The 18,817-nt window shown below is 50.3% G+C and carries 20 protein-coding genes; 4 read left to right on the top strand and 16 right to left on the bottom strand.

Annotation, left to right across the window (positions count from 1 at the left end; all coding sequences use genetic code 11):
* Window positions 1-7: 7 nt before the first annotated feature.
* Window positions 8-1,111, bottom strand: a complete 1,104-nt coding sequence (gene proB / locus OGV71_RS08775) for a glutamate 5-kinase (RefSeq protein ID WP_003031373.1) — start codon at window positions 1,109-1,111, stop codon at window positions 8-10.
* A 290-nt stretch (window positions 1,112-1,401) separates the two neighbouring features.
* Here proB and phoE point away from each other — a divergent pair, with 290 nt between their 5' ends.
* Window positions 1,402-2,457, top strand: a complete 1,056-nt coding sequence (phoE, locus tag OGV71_RS08770) for a phosphoporin PhoE (RefSeq protein ID WP_003031375.1) — start codon at window positions 1,402-1,404, stop codon at window positions 2,455-2,457.
* Window positions 2,458-2,512: 55 nt separating this feature from the next.
* Here the strand turns inward: phoE and crl are convergent, their stop codons facing one another.
* The 3 genes from crl to gpt all read right to left on the bottom strand — a co-directional run bounded on the left by crl (window position 2,513) and on the right by gpt (window position 4,775).
* Window positions 2,513-2,914 (bottom strand): sigma factor-binding protein Crl, encoded by a 402-nt coding sequence (gene crl / locus OGV71_RS08765; RefSeq protein ID WP_204584055.1) that lies wholly within the window; start codon window positions 2,912-2,914, stop codon window positions 2,513-2,515.
* 57 nt (window positions 2,915-2,971) lie between these two features.
* Window positions 2,972-4,216, bottom strand: coding sequence for an esterase FrsA (gene frsA / locus OGV71_RS08760; RefSeq protein WP_204584057.1), 1,245 nt, complete (start codon window positions 4,214-4,216; stop codon window positions 2,972-2,974).
* A 100-nt stretch (window positions 4,217-4,316) separates the two neighbouring features.
* Window positions 4,317-4,775, bottom strand: a complete 459-nt coding sequence (gpt, locus tag OGV71_RS08755) for a xanthine phosphoribosyltransferase (RefSeq protein WP_003031380.1) — start codon at window positions 4,773-4,775, stop codon at window positions 4,317-4,319.
* A gap of 261 nt (window positions 4,776-5,036) precedes the next feature.
* Here gpt and pepD point away from each other — a divergent pair, with 261 nt between their 5' ends.
* The gene (pepD, locus tag OGV71_RS08750) at window positions 5,037-6,494 is read left to right on the top strand and encodes a cytosol nonspecific dipeptidase (protein ID WP_003031381.1); all 1,458 of its coding nucleotides are present in this window, start codon (window positions 5,037-5,039) and stop codon (window positions 6,492-6,494) included.
* A 100-nt stretch (window positions 6,495-6,594) separates the two neighbouring features.
* Here the strand turns inward: pepD and dinB are convergent, their stop codons facing one another.
* From dinB to lafA, 11 genes are all read right to left on the bottom strand, one after another.
* The gene (dinB, locus tag OGV71_RS08745) at window positions 6,595-7,650 is read right to left on the bottom strand and encodes a DNA polymerase IV (protein WP_057101175.1); all 1,056 of its coding nucleotides are present in this window, start codon (window positions 7,648-7,650) and stop codon (window positions 6,595-6,597) included.
* Window positions 7,651-7,716: 66 nt separating this feature from the next.
* Window positions 7,717-8,358: a hypothetical protein gene (locus OGV71_RS08740; RefSeq protein WP_003838789.1), complete on the bottom strand. Its 642-nt coding sequence runs from the start codon at window positions 8,356-8,358 to the stop codon at window positions 7,717-7,719.
* A 56-nt stretch (window positions 8,359-8,414) separates the two neighbouring features.
* On the bottom strand, window positions 8,415-9,413 hold the full coding sequence (gene lafU / locus OGV71_RS08735) for a putative lateral flagellar export/assembly protein LafU (RefSeq protein ID WP_286533072.1): 999 nt from the start codon (window positions 9,411-9,413) through the stop codon (window positions 8,415-8,417).
* A 2-nt stretch (window positions 9,414-9,415) separates the two neighbouring features.
* The gene (motA, locus tag OGV71_RS08730) at window positions 9,416-10,279 is read right to left on the bottom strand and encodes a flagellar motor stator protein MotA (protein WP_003843786.1); all 864 of its coding nucleotides are present in this window, start codon (window positions 10,277-10,279) and stop codon (window positions 9,416-9,418) included.
* 29 nt (window positions 10,280-10,308) lie between these two features.
* A complete protein-coding gene (locus OGV71_RS08725; RefSeq protein WP_016149617.1) occupies window positions 10,309-11,025 on the bottom strand; it encodes a FliA/WhiG family RNA polymerase sigma factor in 717 nt (238 codons plus the stop codon).
* A gap of 20 nt (window positions 11,026-11,045) precedes the next feature.
* A complete protein-coding gene (locus OGV71_RS08720; protein ID WP_071696408.1) occupies window positions 11,046-11,516 on the bottom strand; it encodes a flagellar basal body-associated FliL family protein in 471 nt (156 codons plus the stop codon).
* Window positions 11,517-11,523: 7 nt separating this feature from the next.
* A complete protein-coding gene (locus OGV71_RS08715) occupies window positions 11,524-12,696 on the bottom strand; it encodes a flagellar hook-length control protein FliK (RefSeq protein ID WP_286533070.1) in 1,173 nt (390 codons plus the stop codon).
* On the bottom strand, window positions 12,693-13,010 hold the full coding sequence (locus OGV71_RS08710; RefSeq protein ID WP_257651950.1) for a flagellar protein FliT: 318 nt from the start codon (window positions 13,008-13,010) through the stop codon (window positions 12,693-12,695). The genes OGV71_RS08715 and OGV71_RS08710 overlap by 4 nt, the downstream gene beginning before the upstream one ends.
* 4 nt (window positions 13,011-13,014) lie before the next feature.
* Window positions 13,015-13,407 (bottom strand): flagellar export chaperone FliS, encoded by a 393-nt coding sequence (gene fliS, locus OGV71_RS08705; RefSeq protein WP_003843794.1) that lies wholly within the window; start codon window positions 13,405-13,407, stop codon window positions 13,015-13,017.
* Window positions 13,408-13,440: 33 nt separating this feature from the next.
* Entirely contained in the window at window positions 13,441-14,742 is a 1,302-nt protein-coding gene (gene fliD, locus OGV71_RS08700; protein WP_257651951.1) for a flagellar filament capping protein FliD, read from the bottom strand.
* 200 nt (window positions 14,743-14,942) lie between these two features.
* A complete protein-coding gene (gene lafA / locus OGV71_RS08695; protein ID WP_071696404.1) occupies window positions 14,943-15,857 on the bottom strand; it encodes a lateral flagellin LafA in 915 nt (304 codons plus the stop codon).
* A gap of 553 nt (window positions 15,858-16,410) precedes the next feature.
* On the opposite strand from lafA, the gene OGV71_RS08690 reads away from it, so the two are divergent.
* A complete protein-coding gene (locus tag OGV71_RS08690; protein ID WP_071696403.1) occupies window positions 16,411-17,361 on the top strand; it encodes a transcriptional regulator in 951 nt (316 codons plus the stop codon).
* Entirely contained in the window at window positions 17,339-17,818 is a 480-nt protein-coding gene (locus OGV71_RS08685; RefSeq protein WP_071696402.1) for a hypothetical protein, read from the top strand. The genes OGV71_RS08690 and OGV71_RS08685 overlap by 23 nt, the downstream gene beginning before the upstream one ends.
* Here the strand turns inward: OGV71_RS08685 and OGV71_RS08680 are convergent.
* Window positions 17,815-18,816, bottom strand: coding sequence for a flagellar hook-associated protein (locus OGV71_RS08680; protein WP_286533068.1), 1,002 nt, complete (start codon window positions 18,814-18,816; stop codon window positions 17,815-17,817). The genes OGV71_RS08685 and OGV71_RS08680 overlap by 4 nt on opposite strands.
* Between the last annotated feature and the right edge of the window lies 1 nt (window position 18,817).

The following is an 18,817-nucleotide window of genomic DNA, read 5'->3' as shown; positions in this document are numbered from 1 at the left end:
CTGTTCCTTAACGGGTGATCATGTCGTCACGATGGACTGCAACCGGGCCGTATTCGTAGCCCAGGATGGTGTCGATCTGTTGTGAGTGATGTCCGGCAATACGGCGCAGCGCATCGCTGTTATAGCGGGTGACGCCGTGGGCAATATCGCGCCCTTCGAGATTGCAGATGCGGATCACTTCACCACGAGAGAAGTTGCCTGTCACGCTTTTAATGCCTTTTGGCAGTAATGAGCTGCCGCGTTCCAGAATCGCTGCGGTAGCGCCCTCATCAACAGTAATTTCTCCGGCAGGCGGCGCGCCGAAGATCCAGCGTTTACGGTTCTCCAGTGGAGATGCCTGTGCATGAAAACGCGTCCCAACGGAAACGCCTTCCATCACGTCGCCAATCACGCCCGGTTTGCTGCCTGCGGCAATTATGGTGTCGATCCCGGCGCGGCACGCGACATCGGCGGCCTGCAGTTTAGTCCCCATGCCGCCGGTTCCCAGACCCGAGACGCTGTCTCCGGCAATGGCGCGCAGTGCATCATCAATACCGTGCACGTCTTTGATCAGCTCCGCCTGCGGATTAGTGCGCGGATCGGCGGTGAACAGCCCCTGCTGATCGGTCAACAGCAGCAGCTTATCGGCTCCAGCCAGAATTGCCGCCAGCGCTGAGAGGTTGTCGTTATCACCCACTTTAATTTCAGCGGTCGCCACCGCATCGTTCTCATTAATGACCGGAACGATGTTGTTATCCAGCAGCGCACGCAGCGTATCGCGGGCATTGAGGAAGCGCTCTCTGTCTTCCATATCCGCACGCGTCAGCAGCATCTGCCCGATATGAATACCGTAAATCGAGAAAAGCTGTTCCCATAGTTGAATCAGTCGGCTCTGCCCTACCGCTGCCAACAGCTGTTTCGAGGCTATCGTTGCCGGGAGTTCAGGGTAACCAAGATGCTCACGTCCAGCGGCAATCGCGCCTGAGGTAACAATAACAATACGATGCCCTGCGGCATGGAGCTGCGCGCACTGGCGAACCAGTTCTACGATGTGGGCGCGGTTCAGGCGGCGGGATCCGCCCGTTAACACACTGGTGCCAAGTTTTACCACCAGCGTCTGGCTGTCACTCATGATTCTCTGCCATTCAAAATTGGGGAAAATGATATCAAACGAACGTTTTAGCAGGACTGGCCCCGGTTGCCAACAACCAGCGCACAAAGCATGAAATTTTATTGCGCAGGATCAGCAAGCGTAGCGGCAGATTTTGACGCATTTATTACAGAAACAAAAAAACATCCTTTTTTAAAAATATTCTTACTTTGTCATAAAACGTTCATTGCCAGACGTTAAAAACCCTCCTGTCTTTTAACGGGGGATCACACCCAGTGAATATTAGCGCGTACTTTTAATCAGGAATGAAAATGAAAAAGAGCACTCTGGCATTAGTGGTGATGGGAATTGTTGCGTCGGCATCCGTACAGGCAGCGGAAGTGTATAACAAGAACGGTAATAAGCTGGACTTATACGGCAAAGTAAAAGCCATGCATTACATGACGGATTATGACAGCAAAGATGGTGACCAAAGCTATATCCGTTTAGGTTTTAAAGGCGAAACGCAAATTAACGATCAACTGACCGGTTATGGTCGTTGGGAGGCTGAATTCGCCGGCAATAAAGCTGAAAGCGATTCTAACCAACAAAAAACACGTCTGGCCTTCGCTGGTGTGAAATTAAAAGATTTTGGCTCATTTGATTATGGTCGTAACCTGGGTGCGCTGTATGACGTGGAAGCATGGACCGATATGTTCCCGGAATTCGGCGGCGACTCCTCCGCACAGACCGATAACTTTATGACCAAACGTGCCAGCGGCCTGGCAACTTACCGTAACACCGACTTCTTCGGCGTCGTGGATGGCCTGGATCTGACCCTGCAATATCAGGGTAAAAACCAGGACCGCGATGTGAAAAAACAGAACGGCGACGGTTTTGGTACTTCCGTTACCTATGACTTTGGCGGCAGCGATTTTGCGGTGAGCGGCGCTTATACCAACTCCGATCGTACTAACCAGCAGAATCTGCAAACTCGCGGTACAGGCGATAAAGCAGAAGCCTGGGCAACTGGCTTAAAATATGATGCTAACGATATTTATATTGCAACGTTCTATTCTGAAACGCGCAATATGACGCCAATTTCCGGTGGCTTTGCTAATAAAACACAGAACTTCGAAGCGGTCGTTCAGTACCAGTTTGACTTTGGTCTGCGTCCGTCACTGGGTTATGTGCTGTCTAAAGGGAAAGATATTGAAGGCGTCGGCAATGAAGATCTGGTGAATTATATTGATCTCGGCGCAACGTACTATTTCAACAAAAATATGTCCGCGTTTGTCGATTATAAAATCAACCAGCTCGATAGCGATAATAAGCTGGGCATCAACGATGATAATATCGTTGCCGTCGGTATGGTCTACCAGTTTTGATATAGCATAAAAAAGCCGGATGGGGTTGCGCCGCCATCCGGCTTTTCACTGTTCATTATGCCGTTAACTTAACCGGTTCATCCTTAAAGTCGTCAGCAGGTTCCAGCGCCAGATTCAGCGTCGTTAACAAGCCAAGTAATTTTTCATGGAATTCACGTAAGGTGTATTCCAGTCGCTCTACCACTTCAGTCTCTTTCACCGGCACCGCAGTCCAGTTACCGTCTTTATCAAACAAACCAAAATGATAACTATACGTGAAACGTTTTTCCTGCGCCTCCAGTTCCATCCACCAGCCCCAGAACTCGCGTTTCTCAGGGGCGGGTTTCACGTTGACGCAAACAGCCAGACAATCGAAAAAAAATCGATTATCTTCGCACTGCCCTTCCCGGATGTACGGGCCAAGCGCGGTGAATTTCTTGATCAATCTACTTTTCGGATGCCCACTCGGTAACGTCATTACGATCTCCTTAGGTGAAGCACCTGTTTTACCAAATCGATAAAATTTAGCAAACTTTTAACACAATCTCTGATTGATCCAACCGGTTATTTCCTGCAACCCTTTGTCAAAATTGCGATACACCGGATTGAAGGGGATCTCCAGTAGCTTACCGTCTGAAGATGAAGATGTGATTAAACGTGACTCTTCTTCCGGGCTAAACGGGTCGTTCTTCCAGAACCCCGAAAGCATTGGCGTCGGGCAGCGTCGCCCCAGCAGGCCCTGCACTTTTAATGAATAGCGATTAAGCTCAACGCGCAGCGCTTCATCGGAGGCGTCATGCATCCCCAGGCGGCTAGCCAGTACATCAAGATACATTTCCGGGACGCTCGCCTGACGCTGCGGGTCACTGAGCAGCGCATGAACCACTGGTCCCAGACAGGCCACCGCCTTCAGACGTGATGATTCCAGATATGCCAGACGTACCGCTACGTTAGCGCCAAAGCGGAAACCGAAGGCCGCCACGCGAGTGTGATCCACCCAGGGAACATTAGGCAGCGCTTTTAATACGTGCTGATGCAGCAGGCTGGAATCCTGAGTCAGTTTCCATTTTGATGAGAACCCAACTGACGGCATATCCAGCGTCAGCATGGCAATGCCACGCGGAGCAAAGTAGCGCTCATACAGACTGTAATAATCCGTTTGCATGGAATCGAGGCCACCGCACATCAGCACCGTCGGGAACGGACCGTCGCCTTTTGGCATATGCAGGAATCCAGTGATTGGCGCGCCGCCGGTAACGGCAAATTCCATCTCGCGCAATGTCCCCGGCAGTCGCTGCGCGGCCTCTTCATAGGCGCGATTGGACAAAGCCTGTGCCTGTTCTGCCAGCTCATCGCCTTTCAGGTGCGGGTAAGCGGCAATATTGTACAACGTAGACGCATGCAGCCAGTGGCGTCCGCTCACCTGCGGATCCTCTTCCATAGACGCTTTCTGTTGCCAGTCCATCGCCTGCTTCGCCCACTCATAGATCCAGTTTCCACCGCGATAGCCGATAACCGTATCGTAGAGTTCTTTATCCGTACGCTCGGCTTCGCTCATCACGATACGTGCCTGCACCTCAAGGATTTCACGCGGGTCGACGCCACGCCAGATCCACATCAGACGATTCACCATGCGATACCAGTGGGGAATGGTTTTACCATCCAGGGCAGATTGTACGGACGGCTGCGCGCCGTGATTAAAACGACGAACCAGCGTTGACGTTTCAGGGTGTTTGAAGCGGGGTTTAAACAGGACTTCGCTGAGGTTAGCCTGTGACATGATTGCAGCCTCCATGAGTACTCACTAAGGCATAGTGTAACCTGACACTGCACAAAAAGAACAACGCCCGGCAGTTGCCAGGCGTTGAAAACTTTTTAGATTAGCGACCAGAGATCGGCGGGACGAACACCACGCCCATATCCCACGGCTGCTCAATCCAGGTATCCTGAGGGATATCAACAACATAATCATTCACCAGCGGGCGACCTGCCGGCTTAGCGAAGATAGTAACGAAATGCGCTTTAGGATACATTTCGCGGATCGCAACGGCGGTACCACCGGTGTCAACCAGGTCATCGATTACGATGAAACCTTCACCGTCGCCTTCGGCACGTTTCAGCACTTTCAGTTCGCGCTGGTTGTCGTGATCGTAGCTGGAGATGCATACGGTATCGACATGACGAATACCCAATTCACGCGCCAGCAATGCGCCCGGTACCAGACCACCACGGCTAACGGCAATAATGCCTTTCCATTGTTCAGAAGGCATCAGGCGGCTTGCCAGTTTACGTGCATGGATCTGCAACATGTCCCAGGTGACGACGTATTTTTCGCTCATGTGAAGTGTCCCAGCCTGTTTATCTACGGCTTAAAAAGTGTTCGAGGGGGAAATAGGTTGCGCGAGATTATAGAGATCTGACGCACTAAAAACCAGTGTTTCGCGGAATCCGCGCCTCTTTTTGCATGCTTTATGCTAGCCGTCAGCGGAGAAAGTGGTATTCTCAATCGCATCGCGCAAGCCTGACTTGTGATGTTTTTAATTCTGCTAACCCCGTGGCCTGCAAGCAAGTTTTGTAGGACATCGCCAAGGAGACTCAACGTGTCTGAACTGTCTCAATTATCCCCGCAACCGCTATGGGATATTTTTGCCAAAATCTGTTCTATTCCTCATCCGTCCTATCATGAAGAGCAGCTCGCTGAACACATTCTGAGCTGGGCCCAGGAAAAAGGTTTCCACGTCGAGCGCGATCAAGTCGGTAATATCCTGATTCGCAAACCCGCTACCGCAGGCATGGAAAACCGTAAACCGGTCGTTCTGCAGGCGCACCTGGATATGGTCCCGCAGAAAAACAACGACACCGTGCACGACTTCACCAAAGATCCTATCCAACCTTATATTGATGGCGAATGGGTAAAAGCCCGTGGCACCACGCTGGGTGCGGATAACGGTATCGGTATGGCGTCCGCGCTGGCCGTTCTGGCTGATGACAGCGTGGTACATGGTCCTCTGGAAGTGCTGCTGACCATGACCGAAGAAGCAGGTATGGATGGCGCGTTTGGTCTGCAGGCTAACTGGTTGCAGGCAGATATCCTAATCAACACCGACTCAGAAGAAGAAGGTGAGATCTACATGGGTTGCGCAGGCGGTATCGACTTTACCTCTAACCTGCCGCTGTCCCGTGAAGCAATCCCTGCTGGCTTCCAGAGCTTTAAGCTGACGTTAAAAGGCCTGAAAGGCGGCCACTCCGGCGGCGAAATCCACGTTGGTCTCGGTAACGCGAACAAGCTGCTGGTACGCTTCCTGGCGGGCCACGCTGAAGAGCTGGATCTGCGTCTGGTTGATTTCAACGGCGGTACGCTGCGTAACGCAATTCCGCGTGAAGCCTTTGCCACCCTGGCCGTGGCTGCAGATAAAGTTGATGCGTTAAAAGCGCTGGTCAACACCTATCAGGAAATCCTGAAAAACGAACTGGAAGCCAAAGAGAAGAACCTGGCTCTGCTGCTGGATGCCGTTACTCAAGACAAAGCCGCGCTGACCGCTGAGTCTCGCGACAGCTTTGTGCGTCTGCTGAACGCCACCCCGAACGGTGTTATCCGCAACTCCGACGTCGCCAAAGGCGTGGTAGAAACTTCCCTGAACGTCGGCGTTGTAACCATGACTGACGACAACGTTGAAATTCACTGCCTCATCCGTTCTCTGATCGACAGCGGTAAAGACTACGTGGTGAGCATGCTGGATTCACTGGGTAAACTGGCTGGCGCGAAAACCCAGGCAAAAGGCGGATACCCTGGCTGGCAGCCGGATGCCAACTCTCCGGTTATGCACCTGGTTCGTGAAACCTATCAGCGTCTGTTCAACAAAACGCCTAACATCCAAATCATCCACGCCGGTCTGGAATGTGGTCTGTTCAAGAAACCGTATCCAGATATGGACATGGTTTCCATCGGGCCAACCATCACCGGTCCGCACTCCCCGGATGAACAGGTTCATATCGAAAGCGTCGGCCATTACTGGACGCTGCTGACTGAACTGCTGAAGTCTATTCCGGCGAAGTAAGTCTGCGCTAAACGCCGGATGGCGCGGTGCTTATCCGGCCTACATGCTGATTTGTAGGCCGGACATAGTTTTTACGCAGCCATCCGGCAATACATCAACATCACAGCCCCAACAGTAGTTGTCTTTCCAGCTGTGGATCCAGCAGCGTGACGTGTAATCCCACCAGCCTTACGCCCCGCCCTCCCCGACGTTCATTCCAGGTTTTGCGCGCCGTCGCAATTAAGTCATCTTTACTTAAGCGCGGCCAGACGTGCTCCTGCGTGGTTTGCTGAAAATCATTAAACTTGAGTTTTACTCCCTGACGGGCGATCAACAGATCCGGTTTTACCTTGGCCAGACGTCGTTCCAGTTCGGGATATAGCCGCTCAATAATCTCCTCACATTCAGCCCACTCATGAATATCTTCTGCCAAAGTACGCTCGACGCCGACTGATTTGCGCAGTCTGTCATTGTTGACGTCGCGCTCATCAATGCCCTGGCTACGTTCCCACAACACGCGACCAAACTTACCAAAACGTTTTAGCAACATGGCCAGGTCGTATTTCTGAACATCCTCGCAGGTTCGCAACCCCATCGCTTCCAACTTAGCAGCAGAGACTTTGCCAACGCCGGGAATTTTGCCTAACGGTAATGTTCTGAGAAATTCAGGAACATCGGCAGGGGTAATCACATATTGCCCATTGGGTTTGTTGAGATCGGAGGCTATTTTTGCCAGAAATTTGACCGGCGCAATTCCGGCAGAGGCGGTTAACTGTAGCTCGGCAAAAATTGTCTGGCGGATCTCCTGAGCCATCAGCGTAGCTGAGCCATGGCAGTGAGTGCTGTCAGTCACATCCAGATAGGCTTCATCCAGCGAAAGCGGTTCTATCAGCGAGGTATAGCGGGAGAAAATAGCCTGAATCTGGCGGGAGGCTTCTTTATAGGCCTCGTAACGACCAGGTAATAACGTGAGATGCGGGCACAGTTTTAACGCCATTCCGGTCGGCATTGCGCTACGCACACCAAATTTGCGCGCCGGGTAATTGGCCGTGCTGATGACTCCCCGACGTTCACGACTGCCGCCAATAGCAATGGGAATATCACGCAAGGCGGGGTTGTCGCGCATTTCCACCGCCGCGAAAAAGCAGTCCATATCGACATGTATGATTTTGCGCATCGCTCGCCTCCCACAACACTGTTTAAGTATACAGTATTTTTATGTTGTGAGAAGTCTGTTTATGCCTTAGGCCGGACCATTCATGACGAAGCGTGCATCGCACAGGTAACGCACGATGTCCGTGATCTTATGTTCTGCGGGATTACCCGCCGTACTGACAAAAAGTTTATTCACTTTGCGAATCTTTGCCCGCAGCAATTTTTCGATCGTCATCAGGCGAAATGCATCATTTTCCACGCAGAAAAGCTCATAGTCGCCCAGACGTTCTCCACAAATTTCACAATGATTCATCCAGTAACGTAGCCCGGTAGTTTTACTTTTATCCAGATAGTAATTGCTGGCTTTGATGTTCTTTTGTATCTCTTCAGGCAGAGAATTAATGTGGAACAGAAAGGTATTCCGCCGAATAGATTGCCAGCCTTTGCCATCCTGATCTTTTCTGATAAAGCGGGTAAACATCACCCCGTGAATATGGGTGAGCTGGTGGCAGCTCCAGCAGTGCATCTTCGAGGTAATCACCAGATAGTACGGCGCAACGATGTTAAAACTGTCGGTGTTGTAGACATAGTCGCGAAGCCCCTCATTTAACACATGAGGCTCGGTGTACCAGATACCTGAAACCGGGTCGAAATGCGCGCCCTGACAAGCCCCATCAGTGACGTTATCAGTATGAATATCCAATGGAATAATATGGGTTACATCTATCACATTACCTTCCTGAGGGATAATTTGCCCCCACGTTGCGTGGGGGGCGGAAAACAGAATTAATGAGTGACGGGAACAGAGGGCTGACGTAAAGAAGTCACCTGCTTTTGTTTGTCCAGCTTATCAACCAGTGGCTGAACCACTTTCTCGCCGTGCTGACCAAAATATTGATACAGCGTATCGGAAGCACTTTGCGTTAACACCATGATCTCAATACGGCGGTTGCCTGCGCTTTCCGGGTTTTTCGCATCCAGCAGCATTTGGTCCGCCATGGCGCTAACCTGCATGACTTTATCCTGCGGCATGCCGGCATCTTCCAGCACGCGTCGTGCTGACAAAGCACGGTCGCCGGAGAGGTTCCAGTTGTTGTAAATGTTGTTCTTATAGCTCATCGCATCCGTATGTCCGGTAATGATGAGCTTGTTGTCCAGCGAGTCAAACACGGGGGTCAGCTCAACCAGCAGCGATTTAAAGAACGGCATAATTTTGGCGCTGCCGCGTTCAAACATATTCCGGTTCTGGTCATCTTTAATCAGTACGCGCAACCCCTGAGGAACAATCTCCATCTCGAGGTTTGTTTCCATATGTGCGTTGCGGGCAATGACGTTAATATCGGTCGCCAGCTCGCCCAATTCACGCGCTGATTTTTGCTTCAGCAACACCGCTTTTTCATTTACATCCAGCGCTTTTTTGGCGTTATCTTCTGTTATCTTCGCCGTCTCTTGCGGGGTAACCGTTTTATCCAGCTTGTTGCGCGTGACGTTTTTCTTCTGCGCACCCGGCGCTATCGGCTGCTTGCCCAGCTTGTTTAAAGGTGCCATACCGCCACCATTAAAGATTGACTGGCCGTGCAGCGCCGCCACAATATTTTCTCGGTCAGCCTTGCTGACGCTGTTCACAATCCACAGCGTCATAAACAGCGCCATCATCGCCAGCGTAAAGTCAGCAAAGGCGACCTTCCACGCCCCGCCATGATGGCCTGCATGATGCTTTTTAATTTGTCGGCGGATAATGGTGGTTTTCGCGCCGCGATCGCGACGATTTGGCCCCTTCCTCATGCTTATTCCTGCTCCAGCATCGCATTAACCCATGCATCCAGATTGGCGAAAGTGGGTTTAGAGGCCAGATGGAGAAGCTTACGGCCAGCATCGACCGCCAGTAGCGTCGGTTTACCGCCCGCTTGCGCCACCAGCACGGTACGTACGCATTCGAGCAGCGAATGCTCTGCCCGCGCCTGCTGTTCCATGGCGTTTGCCAGCGGGTCCATCAGACAATAACAGATGAATACCCCTAAGAATGTCCCCACCAACGCCGCCGCCACTTTCAAACCGATAAGCGCAATGGAGCCATCGATGGACTGCATGGTGATGATAATGCCCAATACCGCAGCACAAATGCCAAATCCAGGCATCGCCTCTGCGGTACGCTGCAAGGAGCGCGAAGGGGTTAACAAAGATTCTTCCGCGGTATCCAGTTCCTGATCGAGGATCCCTTCCAGTTCATGGGCATCGATTTTACCCATCGCCATTAGACGGAAGTTATCGGCGATAAATGTCACCAGTCGCTTCTGAGTCAGCACCAGCGGGTATTTCTGGAAAATGGTGCTTTCTTCCGGCTGCTCGATATGCTGATCCAGCATACGCAGACCGCCGTTTTGCACCATTTCCAGCAACTCATACAGGCACATCAGTAGCTGACGCTGAAACTCCGGCCCCATTTTCTTTTTACTGATTACCCCTTTGATCTGGTGGACGATCTCTTTCAGTACATGTACCGGGTTACCAATAATCATCGCCCCCAGACCAGCACCGACGATAATAATAATTTCTGCTGGCTGCCAAATAGCAATTAACTGCCCACCAGCCTCAAAGTAGCCGCCAAATACGCAGCCCAAAACCACTAATAAACCAAAAATCTTTTGCATTACGTCCTCCGCATGTTGATTCGGAATTGTTAATCTGGATATAAACAATCACGAATCTTGTGCGTGATTTTTTTATTCATTTGACAAATTCGGGCTTCGGTCAGCCCTAATACCAGCGCGATCTCTTTTAAATTCATATCGTGTTGGTAATACATTGAGAGCACGAGGCTCTCTTTTTCGCTGAGCTGGCTCAGGGCGTAACTCAACATTTCCTGGGTGACGAATTGCTCCTCAAGCCCCCGCCCTTCGAGCGGTGCAATCGGCATATCGCCATTCAGCAACTCATCCAGACTGGCCAGCGTTTCGGCGCCTTCCAACTGTTGATATTCCTGATAATCCTCAGACGATAATCCCAGCCGGGACAGCTCCTCCCATGAGGGTTCATGCCCAAGCTGTGTGCGCGCATCACGAATCAAATCTTTAATCTGATGGTATTTTTGCCGTAACTGGCGAGGCCGCCAGTCGAGACTGCGCAGCTCATCCAGAATTGCGCCACGTATGCGGTGAACAGCATAACCGGCAAAACCTTCGTCTGGCTGACCGTAGCGGCGAATCGCGTTCAGCAATCCCATCAGCGCCGTTTGTTCCATATCCTGCCTGTCCATAACGCAGGTACATTGCGGCGCAAGTTGACGCACCACTTTGCGCACCAAAGGTAGATAAGCCTGTAAATAATGGCTCTCTTGCTTTGGCGTGAGCACGGGCGTCGCATTAAAGTCTTCTGACTCGTAAGCATCCTGTATCATGTTATTTCCTGGCTTGTCGCTTATTGGAACACGACTTTTTTCACCAATATGTCCTTATAAGGTGTCGCCATTTTACGTTTCGCTAATTCGACTTTCAGATTCTCAAATACTTTCTTTCTGATATCGGAGATCTTCAGCGCCCGAATATCTTCATATTTCATATTCGAAAGCTCATCTACGGTAATACTTTGATAGAGCGGTTCGTCCTTCTTAATTTTTTCAGCATCTTTCTCTGAATCAACGACCATTACCAGCTCAGCGACCATATAGCGATCGCTCCCTTCATCATCATGCAGCGTAACTACCGTTTCCGGCAGGGAGACAAAAATACTGCTGGATTCATCCTGGCTGTCTTCCGCTTCATGGGTAGGGACCCCTGCTGCAGCCGTAGTTCGCTTATTCATAGAATGATAAATGCCCCATCCTGCGCCCCCCGCAATACCCAGAGCCACAACGGAGCTGATCACACACGCGATAACAATTTTCTTCATTTTACTTTTACACTTTGATCAGAACGGATTCATTCCGTTGAAATTGAGGTTCATCATTGAGCACTAATGCCGATGTCACCTCATCCTGTTGATGACCTGACTGCTGTTTTTGCTGCTGCGATTGCCCCTCGGAAGAGACCTGAACATTGACTTCCATGAAGTTCTGCGCCGTCAGGTGCTGGCGTAGGTTCTCGCTAAATTGTTGCAATGAGCGGCAGACATCGCTCTGATTAGCGCCGATATGAACCATCAGCTTGCCTGCATCCAGTTGCACGGCAATTTCAAGTTTGCCCAGCGAAGGGGGATCAAGACGAATGGTCGACACCTGCTGCTGCTGACCAATCTGGAACTGAATTCTGTCTTTAAGCAGCGCGGTGAGTTTCTCCCCGAGCTCCTCCGTTGACATCGTCACTGGCGAGGACGCTTGCGTCGACAGGATGTTATGGTCAATCAGCGGATTCACCGGCTGATTTCCCTGCGCCGCGGTATTGAGCAAACTTTGCGTAGAGAGCGCCGGGTTAACCGTCACGCCAGCGTTTTTTCTCTCCACCATCGGGCGAGGAACGCTATGATCCGCTGACTTCACGCGAGCAGAAATTTGTTGGGTGGTCGAGAGTGACGCAGGCTCCGGCGCAATCGCACGCAGATCCTGGGCGGAAAACGTCGCCAGCTTAGCCTGTTGATCCGGAGTTGCTGGCGGCAAATCCTCGCTGAGTGACGCCAATAACGTTTGCAGCTTAGGCGGCAGTGACGATAAGTCAGTTGTATGCTGCTCAGCAGATGGCGTGGACGTTTTTTCCGGCTGGGCCATGGCGCTCGCCAGTTGGCGCAACAGTGATGACCCAGAATGGGTGGTTTGCACCTGCGCCAGCATTCTCAACATGTCGCCATCAGGCTGCTTTTGTACATCGGCCGGGGCTGCCTGAGTCGGTTGCGCCAATAGCATCGCCAGCAATGCCTGCATGGCTGCCGGATTCGCGTCGTCTGGTTTATGTGCAGCCGCCGATGTCTGCTGATGGCTCAGTTTTGCGCCAATCAGCCGCTCAGCCGCGGCGTTAAGCCCCGGCTGGGGTAAAGAAAATGTGCCGCTGCTTGCAGGGGCTACCGACGCCGAAATAGTCGCCTTTTCCGGTGTGGCTTCTGCCGACGCACTGACCGAGGCCAGTAATACAGGATTCATGCCTTCTCCGAAATTAAATTAACCATTGAATACGCCAACATTCCTTCCTGGTTTTGCTGATGTTTATCCATTCGCGCTTTAAGTTCTTCCGCACGCTGAGTTCGCCTCGCAATCAGCGCCTCAAATGCCGAAAGCATGTTGTCTTTAACCTTACGCAACGCGCTGGCATCCGTTTCCCAGGCTTCATATTCATGAAAAACGCGCATTACCTGCTGATGCAGGCTGGGTAGCCGCCGCCAACGCTTTTGATCAAGGGCGTCGTTCATCTCTTTTACCAGGGCATAAAGCTGTTGTTGCTGGCGCTCTCTTTCCATCGCCTTACCCCAGTTTTGCCGACAGACCTTCCCAACCTGTGCGCAGATTCGTCAGGATCAGGATCACTTCATCAATTTTTTCTAACGACAATTCACCACTGGCTTCATACAGGCGATAAACGCAGTGGTCATAAAGTCGGGAGAGATTCACCACCAGCTCACCGCCGGTTTCAAATTCCAGCGAGCTGGTTAAGGCGTTGAGAATATCGATGCATTTATTAATGCTCTGCGCTTTACGCTCATAGCGTTTGTTCTCAATGTGGCTTTTGGCGCGTTCCAGTTCATCCATCAAACCGGAAAACAGCACCAGTACCAGCTCAAGAGGTGATGCTGCTGCCGTACGAGCAGCAAGATCCATCTCTTTGTATTGCGAATAACCATCCTGCGTGTCGTACATATTGACTCTCTATTCTTTTACTAAACCGGTTGCTTACATAAACGCGGCCATACTCACTTTCATGGTGTACGTTTCAATCAGCGTATTGGTGTACTCTTCCAGGTAGCGTTCGTAATTGGTGTTATAGGTTTCAGTAAGCTGATCGCTTTCGTCCTGGATTTTGCTCTGCTGATCCTCAATGTTGTCTTCACGCATAGTGATGATGCCGGTACTGGAGTCCAGATAGCTGTCCATCAGGTCATCCATCTGCGCGACCATGCTGTCATCACCGACAAAAATCGACGTTAGACCATCCGGGTTCGCTTCCATCGCTTCGTTAAACTTATCGGAGTCAATTTCTAAATGACCGTCGGAATCGAGCGAGATGCCATAATCCACAATCGATACGCCGTCGTAGTAAGAGTGGGCGATATCATCAAGTTGGTTGGTTAATGAATTGAGCCCGGCGTCACCTGCGAAAACACCTGGATTAGAACCATCACCGCCATTACTGGTTAATGAATCTACGGTGTCGACAAGGGTGTTATAGGCATCAACAAAGGTCTGTACTTTTGCCTGTGAGGCGCTGGAATCTTCTGCCACGGTAATCGTCGTGACATCGCTGGCATTGTCTGGATCGCTGACCTCCGTAAAGGTCATGGTCACACCGGGAATCACATCATCGAAGGTATTGCTGCTGCTGGTGATGGTCGGCCCATCCTTACCTCCCAGATTAATTACAGCATCTTGTGGAGTCGTCATCGCAGTTTCCGGACTGGCAATGACCGTGCCATTAACTGTCGCCGTGAAACCACTTTGTGCGCCGGTAGTGTCAGACGTCAGCATAATGGTTGTCTGGCCATCTGTTTTCACCAGCGCAGCCGAAACCCCCGGGTTGTCGTCACTACTATTGATAGCATCTACCAGCCCGGTGGCATCGATATAGCCATCACCATCGCTATCGGCCGTAGAAAGATCGATCTCCATGCTGCTGCCATCTTCCATGGTCAGATCAAACGTACCGGTCGCCTCATAAATATTGTCTGTCATCTGGAACGTAGACTGCTGACCCTGTGCCAACTTGCTGACATAAAATGAGTACGTTCCCGCCTGCGCTTCCGAGTTGGCAGAAACCGTCGTAGAGTCGTTATTCGATGTCGCCGAAAAGGTCAGTGGACCGTCTGTATCACTGTTCAAGGCATCAATAGCCGACTGGAAATCGGTTAATGCCGTGCTCAACGAATCCAGCCCGCTGCTTTCAGCATCTAACTCTGCCTGCTGTTGTTGCAGGTTGGCGCTCTGCGTGGCGATATCGGCATAAGCTGCGGCTTTCGCCATAGTTCTTGGGTTGATCATGAATAACTCCGTGCGACGTTATCGTTGCTAAAGCAAAATGTATGCCAGTTTTTAATTTATTTAAAATCAATTAGTTACCAAGCGCATGGAAATCGAATTTCCGTTGGACAGGAAACTTCCTGACTCCCCTTCTGCCGCTGAAAGCACAACACCGCCAGTCGGCGGTGTTGTGAATGGCGCAATTTCACCACAGAACAGAATTACTGCAGCAGGCTGGACACCATGCTGGACATGCTGTTGGACTGCTTCAGCATGGTGATGCCAGTTTGCATCAGCACCTGCTGTTGCGTCATGTTGGAGGCTTCCGTCGCGTAGTCGGTATCCATAATGTTACCGATCGCTACGTTGGTGTTGTCCTGCATGCTGGTCAGGTTAGCAGCGGTGTCGTTCAGACGGTTGATAGACGCGCCCAGTTTGGACTGGATCTTGGACACATCGTCCATTGCGGTCTGGATGGTGGTGATCATCTGGTTTGCAGAGCCGGAGGTGGTCAGCTCAGAACCACCAGAGACACCCGCAGTACCGGTAGTATCCGCCTGGTCAGCTTTGAAAGAGGCGCTAACACTGCTCAAAGCAGTGGTCAGGTCGCCCAGTTGGCTGGAGATATTCACGGTCATGGTGTCGGAAGATTCAGCGCCAACCTGGAAGGTGACTGAGCTCTGGAACAGGCCATCTTTACCGGTGTTGCTGGTACCGGAAACACCGAACAGGTTGGTGCCGCCGTAAGTGGTGTTCTGCAGCATGTCGGACATCTGCTGACCCAGTTCGTCGTATTCGTCCTGCATTGCCTGCATATCTTCGTCGCTGTAGGTTCCGTTCGCTGCCTGCGTGGACAGGTCTTTCATACGGCCCAGTACGTCAGTCATTTCGTCAAACATGCTGTCTGCAGTCTGCAGCATCGCCGTTGCGTCCTGAATGTTGCTCAGCGCAACGCCCATACCGCTGGACTGCGCAGTCAAACGGCTGGCAATCTGTTTGCCCGCAGCATCGTCTGCAGAAGAGTTAATACGGTTACCTGTCGCCAGACGTTCCATAGAAGTAGACAGAGATGCGCTGCTTTTGTTAATGGCGTTTACTGCTGCCATTGAGGCGGTATTAGTATTAATCGATAACATGGTACTGCTCCTTGTGAATAATCGTTTTCGTTTCGATACTCAGTAAAAACGACCACCCGTTCGGAAAACTTAAAGCGCTGCAAAAAAATTTTTATGAGCCCACAACTTCATTAGCTAAAGAGACAAACATCCCGCCCATCTATTTTAGCTTTCCGTGCCTTAGTACCAAAACAGTCACTATACAAGGAAGGACTCAATCAAGATTTAATTAAAAGATTATTAGAAATATCTAATAATGGGTTGATTACTTACGCACCTGCGGGGATAACATCATGATAGCAATAAGATTATACTTAAGCAAAGTAACTTTAAAACGCTCTGTTGATGCCTTATTTTACATTTCGTTGCAAATACCCTGTATTTTTATATTGTGAGTCTCGGGCACTTTCGCTACATTTCCAGTCCTTTTTAGGATAGAGCAAAAAACACCCAATACCAATCAGGCTGCTGTTTCTCAGCCAGAAAGACATCTCAATTTCTCCAGAAATTTAATGCACTGATTTTTAACGGTGTAATACCACGGATATAAAATCTTGCACGGGTAGACAAAACCATGAGTATTGTAGTCAACAACTGGCGGATGGACTCTTCGCTTAATGCGTTAATCCATTGTGAAACAGGTGAAATTCGTCGCCTGGGCGAATATCATTTTATTCTATTAGAGACATTAGCTAAAAATGCCGATGTCGTCTTATCTCGTTCGTTTTTAATGACAGCCGTCTGGAAGAATCGCATCGTTGGCGGAAATAGCTTACCTACAGCCGTTCATGCCCTGCGCGTTGCTATCGATGATGACGGTAAACAGCAAGAAATTATAAAAACCATCCCTAAAAAAGGGTATTTGTTTAATAAAAACTACCTGACGGAAACCATTAACCATAATGAATTTGTGGTTGATAGCAGCACCAGTGAGAAAGCCGAAGAGAGTACCGGGGATGTTGAATTTCTTGTTTCTAATGAAACGTCATCACCGACACCGAATGAAAAAACACCTTTATTTAACATTACGTTATCACCAGAAGACAAGAAAAAATCGACAACCAGACATCCCCCTTACCGGGCCATGCTGATCACCTTGCCCGTTATCGTTATTGCCCTGTCGCTTTTCGCGCTGATCTCTTACTTTAAAGCGCCATCAGTCGAGAAACCAACTGAAACACCGCTGCTGGTTAAAGAAAACGTTGAAAATTCCAGCCGTATTGCTGTTTATCAGCTTTACGATCCCGGGGAAAAAACGAAAGAATTACCCGTTGTTTCGCAACATATTCTTCCTGGAGTGCAACAAATCGATCAACTTTTGGTTAGGCATAATGCCTCAATGACCATGTATTACCGAGTCGCATTAAACAAACTTACGCTTGATATTGTACTCAGTAATCAATGCAATGATAGCTGGCAGTTAGCGCTGAACTTTGATAACTGGTTAAATAAAGATAATGAAATGAATGGTATTTTAATTAAAGAAGTGGAGGAAATGTTAAATGAAATACCAAAATGCAAATAATTACTTTTTTTGCTCTACGGCCATTTTTTCTTTATTCTTTACCTGCACGGCTCATGCCCATATTGAGAATACGGTTGTTGCCAGTTACGATCTGAACAGCGGGAAGAACGCTCATTACGAACTCATTATGAGTTCGCAGAACAAAAGCACTGCTCTAACGTTCATCCCGTTGGCAAAAAATAACGAAGCGCCGTCGACATTCGAAATCTCAGCATGCATTAATCGTTTTGCAGGAACAACTAAACAAGGCGAATTTCATTTTAGCGATGCTAAAGCGGATAAAAATGACCCCCGCTTATCAAATTTCAGCACCTTTGTTAACGAGCATAACCTGCATACGTGGTGGATTCATTTAAACCCACAGCAAAATTTGCTCTTTACTCAGGATATTGGAGGTCTGTTAGTTACAGACCCCGCTACATTTACTTTTTCAACAAAAGCATGCCATATAAATTAGCTTAATAAGCTCCGGACAGTCTGGCTGGAAAGCCGGGCTTGTCCATTTACCGCCTGCGCTAATACCTGATAATTGTGATTAGCATGATTCAGTACCCCACCGAGTGACTCAGAAGCTTTAACCGCACTTTCGGCCTGCGGAAAACGCGCCATCCCGTCAATCAGCTGTCGGGCCTTCTCCTGCTGGGCAGCCATTTGCGCACGCTGATCGCCAATCGCATCCAGCGCCTGCTGTAAACTATCCTGAGGGCGGTTACTCCCCTGAGATAGCTGTTGCAGCAGCTCTTCTGAACGAGAGGGATCGACGAATATCTTGAGCGGGGTAAACGTTGATGACTTAGCGTCGACATCGCGTACGCTCAGGGTTTGTTGGATCTGCGGCCACTGCTTTTCCAAGGTGGAAAAACTCAGCGTGCCCTGTTGATCGTGCACCTGTACGCCGACACGACGCAGCGCGTTGCTCATCATCATTTTGTACTGACCAGGATCCAGATCCTCACCAACCACTACCGCAGAGTGCTGGGTTTGCCGTCCGTCAGAGACACTAAACATGCGCGAGCTAATGGCATTTTTTTGCAACATCTGCGCCAGCTCGGGTGAGTGAAAGGTCACTCGCGCTTCACCTTGCAGAACCGGACGCAACTGCCGGTCAACCGCGCCGCCGGATAATGCCGTGCGTTTATCCAGCCACTGGGTAAGCTCAGCACCCTTTTGCTGCTGCGTCTGCCCACCACGGCGCGAGGCATGGCGATAATCCAGCAAATGCTGTTCCAGTTGCCCCAGATAGTGGTCGGCCTGCTGCAGCGTGGTGAGCTGATCGTTGAGCTGCACACTGTAGCGCTGAGGCCGGGTGGTAATAAGCGGTGAGGCCGGGTAATCACTCGCCGTTGCGGGTAACTTTTGACGGACAGGGGCATTCTGCGCAACGCTATGTTGTTGCACAGAAGGATTGAGCGCTCCGCTTCCGGAGAGTGATGTTGTATTTAAACCGACCTGCATA

The organism is Citrobacter sp. Cf088, from assembly GCF_030334295.1.
GTDB lineage: Bacteria > Pseudomonadota > Gammaproteobacteria > Enterobacterales > Enterobacteriaceae > Citrobacter > Citrobacter freundii.
Note: the sequence above shows the minus strand (reverse complement) of the source record. Positions and strands in the feature narration are given on the sequence as shown.

Bases quoted from the DNA above. Each gene is read 5' to 3' on its own strand.
- proB (WP_003031373.1), bottom strand. From the start codon at position 1,111: ATGAGTGACAGCCAGACGCTGGTGGTAAAACTTGGCACCAGTGTGTTA.
- phoE (WP_003031375.1), top strand. From the start codon at position 1,402: ATGAAAAAGAGCACTCTGGCATTAGTGGTGATGGGAATTGTTGCGTCG.
- crl (WP_204584055.1), bottom strand. From the start codon at position 2,914: ATGACGTTACCGAGTGGGCATCCGAAAAGTAGATTGATCAAGAAATTC.
- frsA (WP_204584057.1), bottom strand. From the start codon at position 4,216: ATGTCACAGGCTAACCTCAGCGAAGTCCTGTTTAAACCCCGCTTCAAA.
- gpt (WP_003031380.1), bottom strand. From the start codon at position 4,775: ATGAGCGAAAAATACGTCGTCACCTGGGACATGTTGCAGATCCATGCA.
- dinB (WP_057101175.1), bottom strand. From the start codon at position 7,650: ATGCGCAAAATCATACATGTCGATATGGACTGCTTTTTCGCGGCGGTG.
- lafU (WP_286533072.1), bottom strand. From the start codon at position 9,413: ATGAGGAAGGGGCCAAATCGTCGCGATCGCGGCGCGAAAACCACCATT.
- motA (WP_003843786.1), bottom strand. From the start codon at position 10,279: ATGCAAAAGATTTTTGGTTTATTAGTGGTTTTGGGCTGCGTATTTGGC.
- OGV71_RS08725 (WP_016149617.1), bottom strand. From the start codon at position 11,025: ATGATACAGGATGCTTACGAGTCAGAAGACTTTAATGCGACGCCCGTG.
- OGV71_RS08720 (WP_071696408.1), bottom strand. From the start codon at position 11,516: ATGAAGAAAATTGTTATCGCGTGTGTGATCAGCTCCGTTGTGGCTCTG.
- OGV71_RS08715 (WP_286533070.1), bottom strand. From the start codon at position 12,696: ATGAATCCTGTATTACTGGCCTCGGTCAGTGCGTCGGCAGAAGCCACA.
- OGV71_RS08710 (WP_257651950.1), bottom strand. From the start codon at position 13,010: ATGGAAAGAGAGCGCCAGCAACAACAGCTTTATGCCCTGGTAAAAGAG.
- fliS (WP_003843794.1), bottom strand. From the start codon at position 13,407: ATGTACGACACGCAGGATGGTTATTCGCAATACAAAGAGATGGATCTT.
- fliD (WP_257651951.1), bottom strand. From the start codon at position 14,742: ATGATCAACCCAAGAACTATGGCGAAAGCCGCAGCTTATGCCGATATC.
- lafA (WP_071696404.1), bottom strand. From the start codon at position 15,857: ATGTTATCGATTAATACTAATACCGCCTCAATGGCAGCAGTAAACGCC.
- OGV71_RS08690 (WP_071696403.1), top strand. From the start codon at position 16,411: ATGAGTATTGTAGTCAACAACTGGCGGATGGACTCTTCGCTTAATGCG.
- OGV71_RS08685 (WP_071696402.1), top strand. From the start codon at position 17,339: ATGAAATACCAAAATGCAAATAATTACTTTTTTTGCTCTACGGCCATT.
- OGV71_RS08680 (WP_286533068.1), bottom strand. From the start codon at position 18,816: ATGCAGGTCGGTTTAAATACAACATCACTCTCCGGAAGCGGAGCGCTC.